The sequence below is a fragment of the Herbaspirillum sp. NPDC101397 genome (assembly GCF_044767325.1).
Taxonomy (GTDB): Bacteria; Pseudomonadota; Gammaproteobacteria; order Burkholderiales; family Burkholderiaceae_D; genus Herbaspirillum.
This window is the reverse complement of the sequence record NZ_JBIWNS010000002.1, coordinates 140,356-158,706: the sequence shown is the minus strand read 5'-3', so window position 1 is coordinate 158,706 and position 18,351 is coordinate 140,356. Positions and strand designations below refer to the sequence as shown.

The 18,351-nt window shown below is 61.3% G+C and carries 20 protein-coding genes; 7 read left to right on the top strand and 13 right to left on the bottom strand.

Going from position 1 to position 18,351, the window contains the following annotated elements; translation table 11 throughout:
- The first annotated feature begins 140 nt into the window (after nucleotides 1–140).
- The gene (locus ACIROW_RS05520) at nucleotides 141–1,172 is read left to right on the top strand and encodes an alpha/beta hydrolase family protein (protein ID WP_402272828.1); all 1,032 of its coding nucleotides are present in this window, start codon (nucleotides 141–143) and stop codon (nucleotides 1,170–1,172) included.
- 27 nt (nucleotides 1,173–1,199) lie between these two features.
- On the opposite strand, the gene ACIROW_RS05515 is transcribed toward ACIROW_RS05520, so the two are convergent.
- The 3 genes from ACIROW_RS05515 to ACIROW_RS05505 form a co-directional block, all read right to left on the bottom strand.
- Nucleotides 1,200–2,087, bottom strand: a complete 888-nt coding sequence (locus ACIROW_RS05515) for a dienelactone hydrolase family protein (RefSeq protein WP_402272826.1) — start codon at nucleotides 2,085–2,087, stop codon at nucleotides 1,200–1,202.
- 59 nt (nucleotides 2,088–2,146) lie between these two features.
- Nucleotides 2,147–2,893 (bottom strand): MipA/OmpV family protein, encoded by a 747-nt coding sequence (locus ACIROW_RS05510; protein WP_402272823.1) that lies wholly within the window; start codon nucleotides 2,891–2,893, stop codon nucleotides 2,147–2,149.
- An 89-nt stretch (nucleotides 2,894–2,982) separates the two neighbouring features.
- Entirely contained in the window at nucleotides 2,983–3,435 is a 453-nt protein-coding gene (locus ACIROW_RS05505; protein WP_402272821.1) for a winged helix-turn-helix transcriptional regulator, read from the bottom strand.
- A gap of 113 nt (nucleotides 3,436–3,548) precedes the next feature.
- Here ACIROW_RS05505 and ACIROW_RS05500 point away from each other — a divergent pair, with 113 nt between their 5' ends.
- On the top strand, nucleotides 3,549–4,793 hold the full coding sequence (locus tag ACIROW_RS05500; protein ID WP_402272819.1) for an MFS transporter: 1,245 nt from the start codon (nucleotides 3,549–3,551) through the stop codon (nucleotides 4,791–4,793).
- A gap of 21 nt (nucleotides 4,794–4,814) precedes the next feature.
- Here the strand turns inward: ACIROW_RS05500 and ACIROW_RS05495 are convergent, their stop codons facing one another.
- Complete coding sequence (locus ACIROW_RS05495; protein WP_402272817.1) at nucleotides 4,815–5,483, bottom strand: helix-turn-helix transcriptional regulator; 669 nt, start codon at nucleotides 5,481–5,483, stop codon at nucleotides 4,815–4,817.
- A gap of 110 nt (nucleotides 5,484–5,593) precedes the next feature.
- Here ACIROW_RS05495 and ACIROW_RS05490 point away from each other — a divergent pair, with 110 nt between their 5' ends.
- Both ACIROW_RS05490 and ACIROW_RS05485 read left to right on the top strand, forming a co-directional pair.
- Complete coding sequence (locus ACIROW_RS05490; RefSeq protein WP_402272815.1) at nucleotides 5,594–5,827, top strand: transcriptional regulator; 234 nt, start codon at nucleotides 5,594–5,596, stop codon at nucleotides 5,825–5,827.
- A 121-nt stretch (nucleotides 5,828–5,948) separates the two neighbouring features.
- Nucleotides 5,949–6,506, top strand: coding sequence for a hypothetical protein (locus ACIROW_RS05485; protein ID WP_402272812.1), 558 nt, complete (start codon nucleotides 5,949–5,951; stop codon nucleotides 6,504–6,506).
- Between the two features lie 78 nt (nucleotides 6,507–6,584).
- Here ACIROW_RS05485 and ACIROW_RS05480 read toward each other — a convergent pair whose 3' ends face one another.
- Nucleotides 6,585–8,108 carry a leucyl aminopeptidase gene (locus ACIROW_RS05480; protein ID WP_402272809.1) on the bottom strand — a complete coding sequence of 508 codons (1,524 nt, stop codon included), beginning with the start codon at nucleotides 8,106–8,108 and terminating at the stop codon, nucleotides 6,585–6,587.
- Between the two features lie 63 nt (nucleotides 8,109–8,171).
- On the opposite strand from ACIROW_RS05480, the gene lptF reads away from it, so the two are divergent.
- Genes lptF through ACIROW_RS05465 form a run of 3 tightly spaced genes read left to right on the top strand, consistent with a single transcriptional unit; the run spans nucleotide 8,172 to nucleotide 10,815 of the window.
- Nucleotides 8,172–9,299 carry an LPS export ABC transporter permease LptF gene (lptF, locus tag ACIROW_RS05475; protein ID WP_402272807.1) on the top strand — a complete coding sequence of 376 codons (1,128 nt, stop codon included), beginning with the start codon at nucleotides 8,172–8,174 and terminating at the stop codon, nucleotides 9,297–9,299.
- Nucleotides 9,299–10,432 (top strand): LPS export ABC transporter permease LptG, encoded by a 1,134-nt coding sequence (gene lptG, locus ACIROW_RS05470; RefSeq protein ID WP_402272804.1) that lies wholly within the window; start codon nucleotides 9,299–9,301, stop codon nucleotides 10,430–10,432. The genes lptF and lptG overlap by 1 nt, the downstream gene beginning before the upstream one ends.
- Before the next feature lie 5 nt (nucleotides 10,433–10,437).
- Entirely contained in the window at nucleotides 10,438–10,815 is a 378-nt protein-coding gene (locus ACIROW_RS05465) for a sirohydrochlorin chelatase (protein ID WP_402273817.1), read from the top strand.
- On the opposite strand, the gene ACIROW_RS05460 is transcribed toward ACIROW_RS05465, so the two are convergent.
- The 8 genes from ACIROW_RS05460 to ACIROW_RS05425 form a co-directional block, all read right to left on the bottom strand.
- Entirely contained in the window at nucleotides 10,807–11,178 is a 372-nt protein-coding gene (locus tag ACIROW_RS05460; RefSeq protein ID WP_402272802.1) for a tRNA-binding protein, read from the bottom strand. The two genes, ACIROW_RS05465 and ACIROW_RS05460, sit on opposite strands and share 9 nt — an antisense overlap.
- 33 nt (nucleotides 11,179–11,211) lie before the next feature.
- Nucleotides 11,212–11,970 carry a uroporphyrinogen-III C-methyltransferase gene (gene cobA, locus ACIROW_RS05455; RefSeq protein WP_402272800.1) on the bottom strand — a complete coding sequence of 253 codons (759 nt, stop codon included), beginning with the start codon at nucleotides 11,968–11,970 and terminating at the stop codon, nucleotides 11,212–11,214.
- A gap of 90 nt (nucleotides 11,971–12,060) precedes the next feature.
- A complete protein-coding gene (locus ACIROW_RS05450) occupies nucleotides 12,061–13,386 on the bottom strand; it encodes a sulfate adenylyltransferase subunit 1 (protein ID WP_402272798.1) in 1,326 nt (441 codons plus the stop codon).
- Nucleotides 13,386–14,321: a sulfate adenylyltransferase subunit CysD gene (gene cysD / locus ACIROW_RS05445; protein ID WP_402272795.1), complete on the bottom strand. Its 936-nt coding sequence runs from the start codon at nucleotides 14,319–14,321 to the stop codon at nucleotides 13,386–13,388. The genes ACIROW_RS05450 and cysD overlap by 1 nt, the downstream gene beginning before the upstream one ends.
- Nucleotides 14,322–14,426: 105 nt before the next feature.
- Entirely contained in the window at nucleotides 14,427–15,161 is a 735-nt protein-coding gene (locus ACIROW_RS05440) for a phosphoadenylyl-sulfate reductase (protein ID WP_402272793.1), read from the bottom strand.
- A gap of 43 nt (nucleotides 15,162–15,204) precedes the next feature.
- On the bottom strand, nucleotides 15,205–15,762 hold the full coding sequence (locus tag ACIROW_RS05435) for a DUF934 domain-containing protein (RefSeq protein WP_402273814.1): 558 nt from the start codon (nucleotides 15,760–15,762) through the stop codon (nucleotides 15,205–15,207).
- A complete protein-coding gene (locus ACIROW_RS05430) occupies nucleotides 15,734–17,428 on the bottom strand; it encodes a nitrite/sulfite reductase (protein ID WP_402272790.1) in 1,695 nt (564 codons plus the stop codon). Before ACIROW_RS05430 ends, ACIROW_RS05435 begins: the two co-directional genes overlap by 29 nt.
- A 66-nt stretch (nucleotides 17,429–17,494) precedes the next feature.
- Nucleotides 17,495–18,268, bottom strand: coding sequence for a sulfite exporter TauE/SafE family protein (locus ACIROW_RS05425; protein WP_402272787.1), 774 nt, complete (start codon nucleotides 18,266–18,268; stop codon nucleotides 17,495–17,497).
- Nucleotides 18,269–18,351 lie beyond the last annotated feature (83 nt).

The window sequence follows — 18,351 nt, the reverse complement described above, 5'->3', positions numbered from 1 at the left end:
TTTGTGAGCACTGTCGCGGCCGGAAATCGTCGGCAGCGTTGGCTGCGGAGTGGAATATTACCGCATTCGATCCGGGATCATCTTCCTTCGGCATTACTCCCGCTAAAATAGCCTGCATAACAAAAACGTGGGGAAATGGGATGAAGACGTATGGCGCGACAGTCTGCTGGTTTGACGAGTTTGGCGCCCACAGGCGATTCTGGTCGTTGACCGCGCTGTTGGGCGCGATGCTGACGAACCCGGCAGCGTTAGCGCAGAACACGGGCGACGAAAACGCCCGGCCATTTCTTGAACGCGACCTGCAATACGGCACCACTTCCACGAAAGAAGCCTGCGAGCGCCAGACCAATGCGGTTTGGGTGGAACACCGTCTCGGGACGGAGTGCATCCGCTATTACCCCTCGAGCGGTTTGTCGCCGGAAGAAAAACCGAAGGTCGCCGTCATGTATTTCCACGGCGATCATCTGGCAGGTTCGGCGCCGCTGGGCAACTACGGAAAAATCACGCCGCAGAAACTGCTCGACGGCGTACAGTCGTACTACCGCAAGTTCGGAGTACCGTACGTACTGATCGGGCGGCCCGGCGTGTACGGTTCATCAGGCGATCACACGCAGCGCAGACGCCTCAAGGAATCGTATTCACTCAACGCTGCCGTGGATGCGATCAAGACGCGCTATGGCATGCAAAAGGTGGTGCTGGCGGGGCAGTCCGGCGGCGCTTATACCGCAGCGGCGTTGCTGTCGCTGGGCCGCACCGACGTGATGTGCGTGGCGGCGTCATCAGGCGTGTATGCGGTCAGTGAGCTGGCGGAAATCAAGCGCGCCAAAAACTACATGCGTTCACGGCCCGGTTGCGATGTCACCAATTATTGCGACGCCTATGAGGTCATCGATCACGTGGACGGCGTCGTGGCCGATCCGCAGCGCGTGTTTTACCTGATCGCCAATCCGGAGGACCGCAACACCGTGTTCTTTTTGCAGAAACGTTTCGCCGACAAGCTGGCGGCGGCCGGTCATCGGGTTGAAGTCATTGAGGCGAAAGGACGCGGGCCGGATGGCCATAGCCTGTCGCACGTGTCCTTCCCGGTTGCCGGAGTCTGCGCGCGTGGAGAGGATCCAAAATCCGTATTGTCCGGGGCGTTGAAAAATCAGGCGCCTGAACCGGTGGAGTGAGTTTCACCGACGGATGGATGATGAGTTTTACTTGCGATTATCCGGCACGGCAGGCCGGTTTGCGGAATTCGAGAACTCTTCGAGCAGCAACGCCGCCCGGCGCATGGCATCTTCTTTTGCCGCACGATTTTCAGGAACCGATTGCCGTGCGCGTCCGGGGTCGTCGAAGTCGTGCATCGCGCCCGCGTATTCAATCACCTTGACCTTGCCGGGTTCGTTGTTGGCTTGCAGCGCACGCAGGCAATTGCGCGGCGACACTTCTTCATCGTTGGAGGCGAGGAACACCAGGACGTCGGTGTCGCTGCGATAGCGCCGGCTCAGGAGCGCGCGTGCACCGCAACCCGGATAGAACACCAGTGCAGCCCGGAAGCGCGCAGCCGCGAACGATGAATTCCCCTGCGCCTGGCGATACATCACATTGAGTGCAGTGCTGCCGCCGTTGGACCAACCTTGCAGCATGATGCTGTCCTTCCGCACGTCATCGCGTGCGGCCAGATAGGCCAGCGCGGCTTCGGCATCGAGCGGGCGCACGGTCAGTTCATTGACGGCCTGGCGTTCCGGCAGGTCGTGCGAGTTTCTGCCGTAGCCGTGGGCGCGTCCACGCGGGCCGAAGCTGTCGACGTGCAGCGCGAGGTAGCCGCGCGCGGCCCAGTATTCACCCCACATCTTGTGCCGCTGCGACAGCGTTCCCGTGTTGCAAGGCGAGCTGATATCGCGGCCGATGCGTGAGCATGCCGCATTGACGTTGCTGGAGTAGGGGCCGCCGCGGCCATGCAGCATCACGATGGCGGGATGGCGCTGCTGACCGGCATTGCCAGGCGGATGGAACAGATACCCCACCAGTTCAGTGCCGTCGCCGCCCGGGAAATACACCGTGTCGGGCGGTGCGGCAGATGCCGTTGCAGGCAGGCTCATCATGATTCCCGCCAGCAATGCCGCGATTGCCTGCATCGCCCGGTACATCTGAAGCCAGATTATTTGAAGTGATAGTTGATCGCCACCAGCCCCATGTTCTCGGTGCTGTGGTTGACGATCGGACTGTTGGCGATGCCGTTGCCCAGCCATTTACGGCGGAAGGTGACGTTGGCGACCCAGTTCTCGGCCACCGGCATTTCGATGGTCAGGCCCAGCATCGGCGTGGTCGAGGCGCCGGCATGATATTCGCGGAAACCGCTGGCGGACGATTCCTGGCCGGTCACGCCGTAGAAGTAGTTGTTGTAGGAGCTGCTGCGGCGCTCAATGCCGATCTGCGGGTAGACGCTGGCGCGGCCGAGGTCGAATTGCGCCGCGTAGACGGCTTCCAGCAGCGTGCCGTGCGATTTGTTGACGTCGTAGAAGGCGTTCAGAAAGAACGCGCCGAAGCGGGTTTCCTGCAGCGTGCCGATGCCGATCGGCACGGAGTTGGAGCGGCGGTTCAGGCCGCGTTCGGCGTCCATGTGGTCAAAGTTGACGCGCGCCGCCAGTTCCAGATAGCCGGCGCCGAATTTCACCGTTTTCACGCCGAAGGTATCCAGGCGTGCGAAGAAGCGGCCGTAGTCGAAGTAGGCGTACGGCAGCACCTGGGTGACGTCGCTCTTGCCGAGGATATTGCGTTCGAGACGGAACACGCCCGGGCCGATATCGCCGCGCAGGTGGTCGGGGAAGTCGGCTTCCGCAGCTTGCTGGGCAGACGCATGGCCGGCGAACGACAGGAGCAGGGCGCACAGCAGGGTTTTGTTCATGTTGGCTTTCGATGGGTGAAATTGGGATGATGTCGCCGGCACTGTCAGCCGCGTTAAAGACGCATCTTGCACGAATAGTGGCCGCGGCATCAAGCCCTGGCCTTTCTTTTGACGAAGGCGTTTTCCGGCTTCAGCGGTTTGCCTTCACAAGTGTGCAAAGCGATTTTCGGGACCGGCTTGCCGCTGTCGCGGTCGACCATCGGCGCGATGGATTCACCCTTCTTGAACAAATGACCCTCGCCCCATTGGCGCAGGCCCAGCACCACCGTGAACAATTCCTTGCCCTTGGCGGTGAGGATGTATTCCTGGTAGGCGCTGCCGTCGGAGGCCGGGGCGACGTCGAGGATGCCGGCGTCGACCAGGTCGCGCAGCCGCGCCGACAGGATGTTCTTGGCTACGCCCAGGCTCTTCTGGAACTCGCCGAAGCGGCGCATGCCGTCGAAGGCATCGCGAATGATCAGCAGCGCCCAGCGGTCGCCGACCACGTCAATCGACCTTGCTACCGGGCAGGGATCGCTCATGAGACTTTTCCGCTTGGCCATCGTATTGCCGCTTCCTCGTGCATGTCTGATGGTTGCATTTTAAAACTCGCTCGCCTACACTTCAACTGGTTTTAATTTGAAACCACATATAAAAGTTGAAAAGGAGCGAAGCAATGGCGCAAAACGATGGCGGGGCAGATGCGTGCCGATTCGAAGAGGCAGGCCCGGAGCGGGCCTCCGCGGTGATGCCGCGCGCCATGGTGTTGTTGTTTGCGATGGCCTGCGGCGTCAGCGTCGCCAACGTGTATTACGCCCAGCCCTTGCTGGATGCGCTGGCGGCAGAGTTTGGCTTCAGCCAGGCGGCGGTCGGCCTGGTGGTGACCGCAACCCAGCTCGGTTCCGCGCTGGCGTTGGTGCTGGTGGTGCCGTTGGGGGATTTGCTGGACCGCCGTCGCTTGACGCTGGCGCAGTTGCTACTGCTGTTCGCCGCATTGGTCGGCGTCGGGCTGGCGTCATCGCCGGCCTGGCTGCTGCTCGGCATGCTGGCCGTGGGTATGCTTGGCACGGCCATGACGCAGGGACTGATTTCGTATGCGGCGGCGCTGGCGGCGCCGCAGGAGCGCGGCCGCGTGGTCGGCACGGCGCAGGCGGGCGTGGTGATTGGCTTGCTGCTGGCGCGCACCTTGGCCGGGCTGATCGCCGACGTCGCCGGCTGGCGCATGGTGTACGCGGTGTCGGCTGTGCTGGCGCTGCTGATGCTGGCGCTGTTGCATGGCCGCCTGCCGCAGCGTCCTGCGGACGCCAGCGTCACTCGCTTGTCGTATGGACAACTGCTGGCGTCGATGGCGACGTTGATGCTGCATGACCGCGTGCTGCAAATTCGCGGCGTGATCGCAATGCTGATGTTTGCCGTGCTGAACATCTTCTGGAGCGCCCTGGTGCTGCCCCTGAGTGCGCCGCCGTACTCGCTGTCGCATGCCGCGATCGGCGCCTTCGGCCTGATCGGCGTGGTCGGCACGCTGGGCGCTGCCAAGGCCGGCAGCTGGGCCGACCGTGGGCGCGGCCAGTGGACCAGCGGCGTGGCGCTGGCGTTGCTGGCCGCGGCCTGGCTACCGCTGTCGCTGCTGTCGTGGAGCCTGTGGGCGTTGGCGGCGGGGGTGCTGTTGCTGGACCTGGCGGCGCAGGCGATCCATGTCACGAACCAGAGCATGATTTTTCGCACAAATGCGACGGCGCACAGCCGGCTTGTGGCTTGCTACATGATTTTTTATGCGGTCGGCAGCGGTGCCGGCGCGGTGCTGTCGACCTCGGCGTTTGCCGCCTGGGGATGGGGTGGCGTATGCGCGCTGGGCGCCGCCGTCAGTGTACTGGGCCTGATGTTCTGGAGCTGGAGTTTGCGGTACATGCCGCGCCCATGAAGTGGCGAGGGCAAAGCGGAATCAGATCCGTTCGCTGGCGAGCAAGATGACGCGTCCCAGCAGGATGCAATCCGGCTGGTCGAATTCAAGGCGAGGGTAGCGTTTGCCGGCGTTGTTGTCGGCGGTCATGAACCAGCGCCCGAGGTCCAGCGCCAGGCGTTTGAGGATGGCTTCGCCGCGGTAATTGATCAGATACACGGCGCCGTCCTGCAAGGCAGTGTCGCCGCCATTGACCACCACGACATCGCCTTCATGCAAGCGCGGCGCCATGCCGGCGCCGGTGACGGTGACGGCGAACAGTTTGTCGGCGTGCAGGCAGTGTGCCTTGAGCCAGCTTTTCGGGAATCTCCACAGGCACAGTGTCGGCGCGATCTCTTGCATGGATGTGCGCGCCGAGCCTGCGGTCAGCGTCAGTACAACCTGGCGCACGGTGACGGCGTCGTCCGCATCCGTCTTCGGTGTTTGGCGCACGACATAGGGCGTCGTCATCTCGCCGACGGCGAACTGGTCGAAATACAGCGGATCGAGGTGCAGACGCTCTTCCAGCGCACGGGCCGCCTTCTCGCCGAAGCCCTGGCCGCGCCGGTAACTGGACGACAATAATTGCGCCAGGCGCGACTCGCTCATGCCGCTGGCGTCGCAAACCTGTTGGCGGTCGCCGTCGTAGCGATCCGCGATCAACGCAAGCAAACGTTTCCGTCGATGTTCATGCATGTCCATGCCTGCATTTGAACGCAAATTTAGCATTTGGTAAATTAGCTTTTGCTTGACTTGTCTGTAGCAGATGCTAAATTGTCGTTATGACACTGATCGACTATCTCAATTCCGTTCCGATGGACAGGCGCTCCGCGCTTGCTGCGTACTGTGAGACCTCGTTCGACTACTTGCGTCAGATCGGCTATGGCAATCGCCCGTGTTCGCCGCTGATCGCGGTGTGTCTGGAACGCGTTTCGCAGGGCGTGATTACCCGCAAAGACCTGTTTCCCGAGGACTGGGCCAAACTGTGGCCGGAGCTGAGCGAAAAACACGATTGATTTCCCGACACCGATGCCACCGTTCAAAACATCCCTGTGCCTGACACCTGGCGGTTTTCTCACGCTGCCTCATTTCGCTGCGGGGGGCAGCTCTGTTGCGAGCCTTGTGCACTTTTCGCTGATGGCAGTGCTGTTTGCGATGCTGCCGGCGTTGTTGTATTGGCAGCACCGTCGGCGCCGCTGGCGGGCGATGGGCGCCGGGCTGACTGCATTCATCCTGGTACTCGATCACCTCATGCTCAAAGACCGCGGCAGCATCTGGCAGACACTGGCGGCGACAGGCATCCTGTGTGGTCCATCCTATCTTGCACTGACGGCTTTCTGGGCCGCCATGCGCGGGATGGGGCATGCGGTGAGCGGCGGCAGGACAGCGGCATTATCGTCCGTCGACTGCGTCGCGATTGCCTTGCTGGCAATCGTGGCGCACCTGTTGTTCTTCATTGCCGCGACGATTGCGGGCGTCGCCAATACGGCGTTGCTCAACACCGCCGGCGACTTCGTCAATTGCCTGTATCACCTGGCGCGACCAGTTGATTTTCGCAGTCACGGCGATCAACTGAACATGCTGTTCGCGGCGCTGCCGACCTTGGTGCTGGCGACGCTGCTGCAGGCGAGGCTGCGCCGACGTCGTGCCATCATCCCGCAGACGCCGCCGTTGCCGCTGCCGCTGCTGCAATGAAGCGCGATGCCCAATAAAAAAGCCGTCATCTTGCGGATGACGGCTTGATTGCGGAGCGTGCGAACTTACACGTGCAACTTACGCGCGCGCTTTTTGCGACTTCTTCGCTTCATTCAGCAGGAAGGTCGTCAGCAGCGGGACCGGACGGCCGCTGGCCCCCTTGGTCGCGCCGCCGCGCCATGCGGTGCCTGCGATGTCCAGATGCGCCCAGGTGTATTTCTTGGTGAAGCGCTCAAGGAAGCACGCTGCCGTCACGCTGCCTCCAGGCTGGCCACCGATGTTGGCGATGTCGGCGAAGTTCGACTTCAGCTGCTCCTGATAGGCGTCCTGCACCGGCATGCGCCATGCGGTGTCGCCGCTGGATTTACCGGCTGCCAGCAGGTCGTTGGCGAGCTGGTCGTGGGCGTCGTCTTCACGCGTGAACAGGCCGGTATTGTGATGACCCAGCGCCACCACGCAAGCGCCGGTCAGCGTTGCGATGTCGACCACGGCGGCGGGCTTGAAGCGTTCCACGTACGTCAGCGCGTCGCACAGGATCAGGCGGCCTTCGGCGTCGGTGTTGAGTACTTCGATGGTCTGGCCCGACATCGAGGTAACGATGTCGCCCGGCTTGGTGGCGCGGCCCGACGGCATGTTTTCGCAGGTCGGAATGACGCCGATGACGTTGAGTTTCAGTTGCAGCTCGGCGATGGCGCGGAAGGTGCCCAGCACCGAGGCGGCGCCGCACATGTCGTATTTCATTTCATCCATGCCGGCACCCGGTTTGAGGGAGATGCCGCCGGTGTCGAAGGTGATGCCTTTGCCGACCAAAACGATAGGCGCATCCTTGGATTTGCCGCCGAGATGCTTGAGGACGATGAATTTCGGCGGTTCGTCGCTGCCGTTGGTGACCGACAGGAAGCTGCCCATCTTGAGCGCTTCGAGCTGTTTGCGATCCAGCACTTCGACGCCGAGCTTGTATTCCTTGGCCAGTTTCTTGGCGCTGTTGGCGAGGTAGGTCGGGGTGCAGACGTTGCCCGGCAGGTTGGCCAGGTCCTTGCTCAGTTCCATGCCGTTGGCCAGCGCAACCGCTTCGGCCAGGCCGGTCTTGGCGGCGGCAGTGGCGGCGGTGGAGACTGCCACTGCAATTTTTTTGACGCCGGTCGGCGCGGGATCTTTTTTGCTCTTCAGGACGTCAGAGCGGTAATTGTTGTCGCGTACGGCCAGCACCAGCGCGCGGATAGCCCAAGCCGCATCGCGACCCTTGATCTTGTCCAGCGGCAGCGCCACCAGCGCATCGACGGCGCCGACGGTGGTCAGTGCGCGTACGGCGCCTTGTGTTGCGGAGGAGAAACTCTTGTCGGCAATTTCTTCATCGGCGCCCAGGCCGACCAGCAGCACGCGTTCGGCGGCGACGCCGGCCACGCCACGCAGCAGCAGGGTGGAACCCGGCTTGCCGGTAATGTCGCCGGATTTCAGTGCGTCGCTGATCGCGCCTGATTTGTCCAGGGCTTGTGCAGCTTGTGTCAGTTTGCGGTTTTCAAAAACGCCAACGACGAGCACGCCGGTCTTGGCGGCGTTGACAGAGGTTTTTGCGTCCAATGTTTTTATGCTAAAGTCCATCGCTTGTCCTTAGTTTGCTAGTTTCTGTTTGCATCAATCTACCTCTGCGATTATAAGCCCCGAATGATTTTTGAGCGCGCTCTTCGACGCGAATTGATGAGCACCGCCGGCGCAGTGTTCACAACGCTATTTACAATCACCCTCACCGTGATGCTGATCAAGATTCTTGGTCAGGCTGCGGGTGGACAGGTGAGCTCGCAGGACGTGCTCGCCCTGATCGGTTTCCAGGCGCTGAACTACATGCCGGTGATCCTGATCCTGACCGGCTTCATTTCCGTATTGCTGGTGGTCACGCGCAGCTACCAGGATTCCGAAATGGTGGTGTGGTTCGCTTCGGGACTGAGCCTGACGCGCTGGATCAGGCCGGTGCTGCGCTTCGGCTGGCCGATCATCCTGCTGACCGCAGTGCTCAGTTTCGTCGCCACTCCCTGGGCCAACCAGCAGAGTGCGCAATTCCGCGAACGCTTTGAAAAGCGCGAAGACATCGCACGCGTCTCTCCCGGCAAGTTCCAGGAGTCCGCCACCGCCAACCGCATTTTCTTCGTCGAGGGTATTTCCGGCGACGCCAACAAGGTCAAGAACGTTTTCGTCAATACCTTCCGCGATGGCAAGAACAGCATCGTGGTCGCCAAGGAAGGCGAAATGGAAGTCGACAAGGACGGCGAAAAATTCGTCGTCATGACCAAGGGACGCCGTTACGACGGCATGCCTACCCAGCCCGATTTCCAGATGGTTGAATTCGAACGCTACGGCTTGCTGGTGGGCGGGCAGTCGCAAGCCGCCGCCGGCGACAAGTCGGCGCGTGCGCTGCAGACTTGGGAGTTGCTGGCGCTGGACAACCAGTTCACGCGCGGAGAGCTGCTGTGGCGCATGGCCTTGCCGCTGATGGCATCGACCCTGATGCTGCTGGCGATTCCGCTGTCCTTCGTCAATCCTCGCGTGGGCCGCTCGATGGGCCTGCTGGTCGCACTGCTGCTGTTCGTCGTCTACAGCAACACCGTCAGCGTGATGCAGTCTTCCGTGATTCAGAACCGCACGTCGTTCCTGCTGGCCTGGTGGCCGGTGCATCTGGTGGTGGCCTTGCTGGTGGTCGGTCTGTTCTTCCTGCGGCTGAAGGTCAATAGCCACTATCACCCCGCAGTCATGTTGTCTCGCGTACGGCGTGCGCTTTTCCTGAAACGGCAAGCCTGATGAGAGTCCTGCAACGTTATATCACCACCGAGATTGTCCGTTCGGTCGCATTCGCGCTGGCGGCCTTCCTCGCGTTGTTCGCATTTTTTGAAATGATGGGGCAACTGGAAGCAGTCGGCCGCAATGGCTATCAACTGCAGAACGCCGTGCTCTACGTGATCATGGGTTTGCCCGGCAATGTGTATGAACTGATGCCGATTGCGGTGCTGATCGGCACCATTTACGCGCTGGCGCAGTTCGCCGCAAGTTCCGAATTCACCATCATGCGCGTGTCCAGCATGTCGACACGCATGACCGCCAAGGCGCTGGCCAAGATCGGCCTCGGTTTCGCCATCGTCACCATCCTGTTCGGCGAACTGGTGGCGCCCAAGGCCACCGAGCTGGGCGAGAAGATCAAGTTGCAGGCACAGGGTTCGTCGCTGTCGCAGCAGTTCCGTTCCGGCCTCTGGGCCAAGGACGTGATCAAGAGCAAGGGCCTGGAAGGCGACGTCATCGGCACGCGCTTCCTCAACATCCAGCGTATCCAGACTGACGGCAGGCTGGAAGGCGTGAAGATTTATGAACTGGACAAGAACTTCCATTTGTCCGACCTGATCGTCGCGGCGCGCGGCGACTACCAGGGCGACCATACCTGGCAATTGTCCGACGTGCAGAAAACGACCTTCATCGTCGACGAGAAGGTCAGCTCGATCACTGCGCCGATCACCACCGCAAAGATCAAGACGGTCAGTTTCGTCTCCGAAGTCACGCCGGAAATCCTGTCGGTGCTGTTCGCCGATCCGGATCGGATGTCGGCCTATGATCTGCGTGCCTATACCAAGCATCTGGAAGCCAATAACCAACGCACCGAGCGCTATGAAATCGCGTTCTGGAAAAAGATCGTCTATCCGCTATCGATCTTCGTGATGATGGGGCTGGCGCTGCCGTTCGCCTATCTGCATTTCCGTACCGGCGGCGTCAGCCTGAAGATTTTCACCGGCATCATGATCGGCGTGAGCTTTCAGTTGATCAACAACCTGTTCTCGCATCTGGGCTTGCTCAACACCTGGCCGGCGCTGGTGACCGCCGCGCTGCCGAGCACGCTGTTCATGTTGATGGCGATCGTGGCGTTGCGTTGGGTCGAGCGGCGCTGACCATGATGAAGAAATCACTGATCCTGTTTGCACATGGCGCACGCGATCCCAACTGGGCCGAGCCGTTCAAGCGTTTGCGCACACTGACGCAGGCGAACCTGCCGGACGTGGTGGTGGAGTTGGCTTTCCTGGAATTGATGTCCCCGGGCTTGCCGCAACTGGCGGCGCAGCAGATCGCCGACGGCGCACAGCAGGTGACGATCGTGCCGGTATTTTTGGGGCAGGGCGGACATGTCCGGCGCGATCTGCCGGTATTGATCGAACAGTTGCGCCGGGATCATCCCGGCGTGGATTTTCAGGTGGCCGCAGCGGCCGGTGAAGACGACGGCGTGCTGCAGGCGCTGGCGCAATATTGCATCAGCAGTTCAAACGATTCAGAATAAGCGACCGCCGTTCGGCGTCGACCGGTCCGGCGCGAACAACACCACTTCTCCCTGTGCGTCGGGGAAACCCAGCGTCAATACTTCCGACATGAATTTGCCGATCTGGCGGGGAGGAAAGTTGACCACCGCCGCCACTTGTTTCCCCACCAGTTCCTCCAGCTGATAGAGCGCCGTGATCTGCGCGCTGCTCTGCTTGACGCCGATGGTCGGACCGAAGTCGATTTTCAGCTTGTAGGCCGGTTTGCGGGCTTCTGGATAGGCTTCGGCCGAGACGATTGTACCGATGCGGATATCCACCTTGAGGAAATCGTCGAACGTGATCAGCGGCGCTGCAGGCGCGCTGGGGTCGTGTAGCAAGTGCATGGGGATGTGCTCGAAAAAATAGTCAGACGGTGTTCAGTCACGGCTTGCCAGCGCCTCGCCGATCATGACGAGCACCGGGCCGCTGCACTGGGCCAGTCCCTGTTCCAGCGTACCGAGTTCGAGATCGAGGATGCGTTCGTTGTCGCGGCTGCAGTTTTCCACTACCACCACCGGCGTCGTGCGGGCATAGCCGAGCGATAGCAAGCGTTGCGCCGTCGCGGCGGCTTCACGGCCGCCCATGTACTGCACCAAAGTGTCGCCGTTGGGCATGATGAATTCGCTGGGCTCGTCGGGGGCCGTGCTGGACGTGAACAGCGAGACGCTGCGCGCGATGCCGCGCTTGGTCAGCGGTCGTTGCGCCGAGGATGCCGCCGCCAGTGCGGCGGTGATGCCGGGGACGATTTCGTAGGAAATGTTCTGGCTGTCGAGTGCGCGCAATTCCTCGTCGGCGCGGCCGAACAGCATCGGGTCACCGCCTTTCAGGCGTACCACCATACGGTATTGGCGCGCGGATTCGATCAGGCGTTCATTGATGACTTGCTGGGCGGTGGAGCGCTGGCCGCTGCGTTTGCCGACGGAGATCTTGACGGCTTGCGGGCACAGCGCCAGCATTTCTTCCGTGACCAGCGCGTCGTGCAAGACGACATCCGCTTGGGCGAGAAGACGCGCCCCGCGCACGGTGATCAAATCGGCCGCGCCGGGGCCGGCGCCGATCAGATAGACCTTGCCGACGGGTTTTATGGAAACAGGAGGCGTTGGCACGTTGACTGGATTGGCTGGGGCTGAGCTCATGCTGAAAAAGATAAGAATCGCAGCCCGGCACATACCGGCTGCTGTACGTTTCAGCCCGCCTGAGCGGGTGAAACGGTACAGCAGCGATTATCAGGCATCCAGGCGGATCATGCCAGCGGCAACGGTCTGGTGGGTGACTTCATCAATCAGGATGAAGGCGCCCGTGGCACGGATGGCGTCATAGCTGTCCGCGGCAATCGGCTGCTGCACATTGATGGACACGCGGGCGATGTCGTTCAGCTTGAGCGACTCGGCCGGATGGCGTTGCTGCGTGTTGATGTCGAGCAAGGTATCGACTTTGCTCACGCGCGCCGCCACTTGCTTGGTGGTGTGCTTGAGCCAATACTTGCAACGCGGATCAAGCGCATCCTCGGACAGCCAGCACAGGTCGGCGTTGACGGTCTTGAGTTGCGTCGGCGCCTGCTCGGCGGAAGCCAGCATGTCGCCGCGCGAAATGTCCAGGTATTCGTCCAGCAAGATCGTCACCGACTGTCCGGCCGCGGCCGATTGCAACGAGCCGTCCAGCGTCAGGATGTCCTTCACAGTCGCGCTCTGGCCGCTCGGCTGCACCAGCAGCTTGTCACCCTTGCTCACCTTGCCGGCTTCGATACGGCCCATGTAGCCGCGGAAGTCGTTGGCTTCGTGGCCGTTGTGGCGTGCCACCAGTTGCACCGGGAAGCGGAACGGTTCTTCGTGGGCATCTTCATACACCGATAGCGACTCCAGCAGCTCGATCAGCGTCGGGCCCTTGTACCACGACAGATTGTCGCCGGCGGTCACAACGTTGTCGCCGGCCAGCGCCGACAGCGGAATCGGACGCACATCCTTGAGGCCCAGTTGGGCGGCGAATTCCTGATACGCGCCGACGATACGGTCGTATACGGTCTGGTCGTAGTTGACCAGGTCCATCTTGTTGACGGCGACCACGATGTGCTGGATTTGCAGCAAATGGGCGATGGTCGAGTGGCGCTTGGTTTGCGTCAGCAGCTCAACGCTGCCGTCGTCGTTCAGCTTGACCTTGGATACGTCGATCAAGATGATCACGGCGTCTGCGGTCGAAGCGCCGGTCACCATGTTGCGCGTGTATTGCTCGTGGCCCGGCGTGTCGGCGATGATGAATTTGCGCTTGGGCGTGGCGAAGTAGCGATACGCGACGTCGATGGTGATGCCTTGCTCGCGCTCGGCTTCGAGGCCATCGGTGAGCAAGGACAAATCAATGGTGTCGCCCACGGTGCGCTTGTGCTTGGCGCGCGAGATGGACGCGAGCTGGTCGGCGAAGATGCCCTTGCTGTCGAACAGCAGGCGGCCGATCAGCGTGCTCTTGCCGTCATCCACCGAACCGGCGGTGATGAAGCGCAGCAGGCCGCGTTCGTGCGAAGTTACGTTGAGATCTTTTTCGGCAACAGCGGCATTCATCAGAAATATCCTTCTTTTTTACGTTTTTCCATCGACGCTTCGGAGGTCTGGTCGTCCATGCGCGTCGCGCCGCGTTCGGTGATCTGGGTGACGGCGGTTTCGGCGATGATGGCTTCCACGGAAGCCGCATCGGAGGCCACCGGGCAAGTGCAGGAAATGTCGCCTACGGTGCGGAAGCGCACCACGCGGTTCTCGACGGTTTCGCCTTCTTTGGCCGGCGTCAGGTCGGTCAGCGGCACCAGCAGGCCGTTGCGCGGAATCACCTGGCGCTCGTGCGCAAAATAGATCGGTGGCAGCGCCAGTTTTTCACGGGCGATGTATTGCCAAACGTCGAGCTCGGTCCAGTTCGAGATCGGGAACACGCGCATGTTTTCGCCCGGATGCACGCGGGTGTTGTACAGGTCCCAGAGTTCAGGACGTTGTGCCTTCGGATTCCATTGACCGAACTCGTCGCGGAAGGAAAAGATGCGTTCCTTCGCGCGCGCCTTTTCTTCATCGCGACGGGCGCCGCCGATACAGGCATCGAACTTGAATTCTTCAATCGTTTCCAGCAGCGTCACGGCTTGGGCGGCATTGCGCGAATCGGTCAGCGGATTGCGCAGGCGCACGGTGCCGCGTTTGATCGAGTCTTCGACTGAACGCACCACCAGCTTCTCACCGAGTTCGGCGGCGCGCTGGTCACGGAAGGAAATCACTTCCGGAAAATTGTGGCCGGTATCGATGTGCACCAGCGGGAACGGGAACTTGCCCGGACGGAAGGCCTTCTCGGCGATGCGCAGCAGCACCACGGAATCCTTGCCGCCGGAAAACAGCAGGGCAGGGTTGCTGCACTCGGCCGCGACCTCGCGCATGATGTGGATCGCTTCGGATTCCAGCCAGTCAAGATGACGGCTGCTGGCGTTGTCCAGGAAGAGTTGTTCAACTGCTGTGTTCATGCGATGACCTTTGGTTCAAGTCGGATGTAAAACGGATATCGGAATATCGAGTACGGCGAGGCCGGCAAGGGCCGCGCATCGACATGTTGTTTGTCGTGGAAAAAATCAGGCCGGCGCGGTCTGTGATTTGATGCGGATCAGCTTGCCGTCCACCACATGCAGGCCGCACTCCTTGGAGTCGGGGTTCTCCCACCACCAGCGGCCGGCGCGCACGTCTTCGCCCGGCTCGATGGCGCGGGTACAGGGCTCGCAGCCGATCGACGGATAGCCCTGGTCGTGCAGCGGGTTATACGGCACCTGGTTGTCGCGGATGTATTGCCAGACGTCTTCTTCCGACCAGTCGGCCAGTGGATTGAATTTGGCCATGCCGTGCGCCGGATCGTCTTCCTGCACATCGAGCGCGGCGCGCGTGACCGACTGCGCGCGGCGTTGGCCGGTGATCCAGGATTTATTGCCGGCCAGCGCGCGGTTGAGCGGCTCGATCTTGCGGATGCGGCAGCATTCCTTGCGCATCTCGACGCTGTCGTAGAAGGCGTTGAGGCCGTTCTGCGCGACGTAGTGTTCGACGGCGGCAGGTTCCGGGCGATACGGCGTGACGTCGTAATCGTAGGTTTCCCTGATGCGGTCGAGCATGCCCAGCGTTTCCTTGTGCAGGCGGCCGGTTTCCAGCGTGAAGATACCGATCTTGTCCTGCAGCTTGCCGCGCAGGATGAGGTCGGTCAGCACCATGTCCTCCGCCGCCATGCTGGAAGCGAACACGGCCGGAGTGTAGTCGGCGGCGATCTTTTCCAGCGTGGCGCGGGTAGCTTCGATGAGCGCTTGCAAAGCTTGTTCGGACATGGCGTTACTTCCTTCCCTTGATTCAAATGACGCTTACTTGCTCTTAATCGCGGGTAACAACCGTCTCGCGTTTGGCGCGACGGAACAGCGGGTTCTTCTCATCCCATGAGGTCTGGTATTTTTCCGAAAAATCGGTCAGGCCCTTCAATGCATCGTGGATGTCCTTGTCGGCGCGCACGGCGAAGGCGTTGAAACCGACGCGCTGCATGTAGAACAACTGGTCGCGCAGCACATCGCCGACGGCGCGCAGTTCGCCGGTATAGCCGAGGCGGGCGCGCAGGTTGTAGGCGATCGAATAGCCGCGGCCGTCAGCGAACTTGGGGAAATCCACGGCGATGACCTTGAACGGCGCCAGGTCGTCTTTCAACGCTTCCGGACGCTCGTCGCTGGCGAACCAGACGCCGAGTTCCGGGCGACCTTGCAGCGTGGCGCGTTGCGCCTGCCATACCTTCAGCGGCACGATGATCTTGCCTTCCGGGACGGCGACGCCTTCCGGGGTTTCGCCTTCGTTCAGGCGCAGTACGGTCCAGTCATCGCTGATGACGACTTTGTCTTTGATGATGAGGGTGGAATTAGGCACAGACGTCTTCTCCGGTGACATGACCAGCTTTGATCGGGGTGGCATAGACGAAGTCCTTGAACGGCGTGACGCCGACGCGGCGCACGGTGTCGATGAAGCGTTCGTCTTCGATGCGTTGTTTGACATAGACCTGCAGCAGGCGATCGATCACGGTCGGCATCTGATGCGCCGAGAACGATGGGCCGATGATCTTGCCGATGCTGGACGTGTTGCCCTGGGCGCCGCCCAGCGACACCTGGTACCACTCGGCGCCGTCCTTGTCGACGCCCAGGATGCCGATGTTGCCGACATGGTGGTGGCCGCAGGCGTTGATGCAACCCGAGATGTTCAGTTCGATGTCGCCGATATCGTGCTGGAAGTCGATATTGTCGAAACGTTCTGCAATCGCTTGCGCGATCGGGATCGACTTGGCGTTGGCCAGCGAGCAGAAGTCGCCGCCGGGGCAGCAGATGATGTCGGTCAGCAGGCCGATGTTCGGCGTTGCCAGACCGTGCGCCTTGGCTTCTTTCCACAGCGCGTACAGTTCGCTTTGCTTGACGTCGGCCAGCACCAGGTTCTGCTCGTGCGTGACGCGCAGTTCCGAGAAGCTGTAGCGGTCGGCCAGGTCGGCGACGAAGTCGAGCTGGTCGGCGGTGATGTCGCCCGGCGGCACGCCGGTTTTCTTCAGCGACAGGATCGCGGCGGCATAGCCGGGCACCTTGTGGTCCTTGACGTTGCGCTTGATCCAGTTGGCGAAGCCCTTGTCTTCGGCCTTCAGGCGTTCGTATTCGGCGTCGTTGGCCGGCAGCGTTTCGTATGCAGGCTCGGTGAAGTAGTTCGCCACGCGTTGCAGTTCTTCTTCGGTCAGCGTCGACGGGCCGTCCTTGATGTCCTGCCATTCGGCTTCGACCTGGCGCGCGAATTCTTCGGCGCCGATGGCCTTGACCAGGATCTTGATGCGCGCCTTGTAGATGTTGTCGCGACGGCCGTACTGGTTGTACACGCGCAGGATCGCTTCCAGGTAAGACATCGCGTGTTTCCATGGCAGGAAGTCGCGGATCTGGCTGCCGAGGATGGGCGTACGGCCCATGCCGCCGCCGACCAGTACGCGGAAACCGACTTCGCCGGCTTCGTTCTTGATCACGTGCAGGCCGATGTCATGCACGGCGGTTGCAGCGCGGTCCTGCTCGGAACCGCTGATGGCGATCTTGAACTTGCGTGGCAGGTAGGCGAACTCGGGATGGAAGGTGCTCCACTCGCGGATCAGTTCGGCGTAAGGGCGCGGATCGACGATCTCGTCGGCGGCGACGCCGGCCAGTTCGTCCGAAGTGGTGTTGCGGATGCAGTTGCCGGAGGTCTGGATGGCGTGCATCTCGACCGTTGCGAGCTCGGCCAGGATGTCCGGGGATTCTTCCAGCTTGATCCAGTTGAACTGGATGTTCTGACGCGTGGTGAAGTGACCGTAGCCGCGATCGTATTTGCGCGCGATGTGGGCAAACATGCGGACTTGGCGCGATGCCAGCAGACCGTAGGGAACCGCGATGCGCAGCATGTACGCATGGCGTTGCAGGTACAGGCCGTTCTGCAGGCGCAGGATGCGGAACTCGTCTTCGACCAGTTCATCGGAAAGGCGGCGGCGGACCTGGTCGCGGTACTGGGCAACGCGCTCTTTGACGATCAGGTGATCGTATTGGTCATAACGGTACATCTTGTCATCCCTGTTAACGTCTTGCAGAAGTCTTTCATGGAGACTTCATGTGATAAAAAAAACAGCCTACCAAATCAGCTTCAAGGCAACGCTCGTCAGCGTAATCGCCAGCAGGCCACGCAAAAATTTCTCCGGCACCGCACGCGCGGCGAAGGAGCCGATGGTGATGCCCGGTACCGAACCCAGCAGCAACGCGCCGAGCAGGCTCCAGTCGATCGAACCCAGCCACCAGTGACCGAATGCCGCAATCGCCGTCAACGGCACCGCATAAGCGATGTCGGTACCGGCGACTTCCGCCGGCGACAGGCGCGGATACAGCAACACCAGCAGCGTGGCGCCGACCGCACCGGCGCCGATCGACGAGATCGTCACCAGCGTGCCGAGCACGGCGCCTGCCAGGATGGTCGCCCGGGACAGCTTGAGGCCTTGCAACTGGCGCTCCGGATGGGCATTCAGCCAAACCTGAAGTTTACTCTTAAACAGCAAAGCGATCACCGTGAGGAAAACGGAGATTGCGATGGAATAACGGATGACAAGGCTCATGCCCTCGCTGACCGCGCCGAAGTGCTTGAGCAGCAGTGTGGTGACGACGGCTGCGGGCAGGGCGCCGTAGGACAGGCGGCGCACGATGTCCCAACGCACGGTGCCCTTGAAGCGATGCGCGAACGTGCCGGCCGTCTTCGTCGCCGAAGCAAAGGCCAGATCGGTGCCGACCGCCACGCTGGGGTGGATGCCGAACAGCAGCGTCAGTAAGGGCGTCATCAGCGAGCCGCCGCCGACACCGGTCAATCCGACCAGCACACCGACAGCAAAACCACTGACTACATAAGAAACAGTCATAACACCTCGTCTATAACAGCTCGAATCGTAATAAACTTAGCCTTCAAACCAAACTACATACTATTTATTTGCTTATATGCACA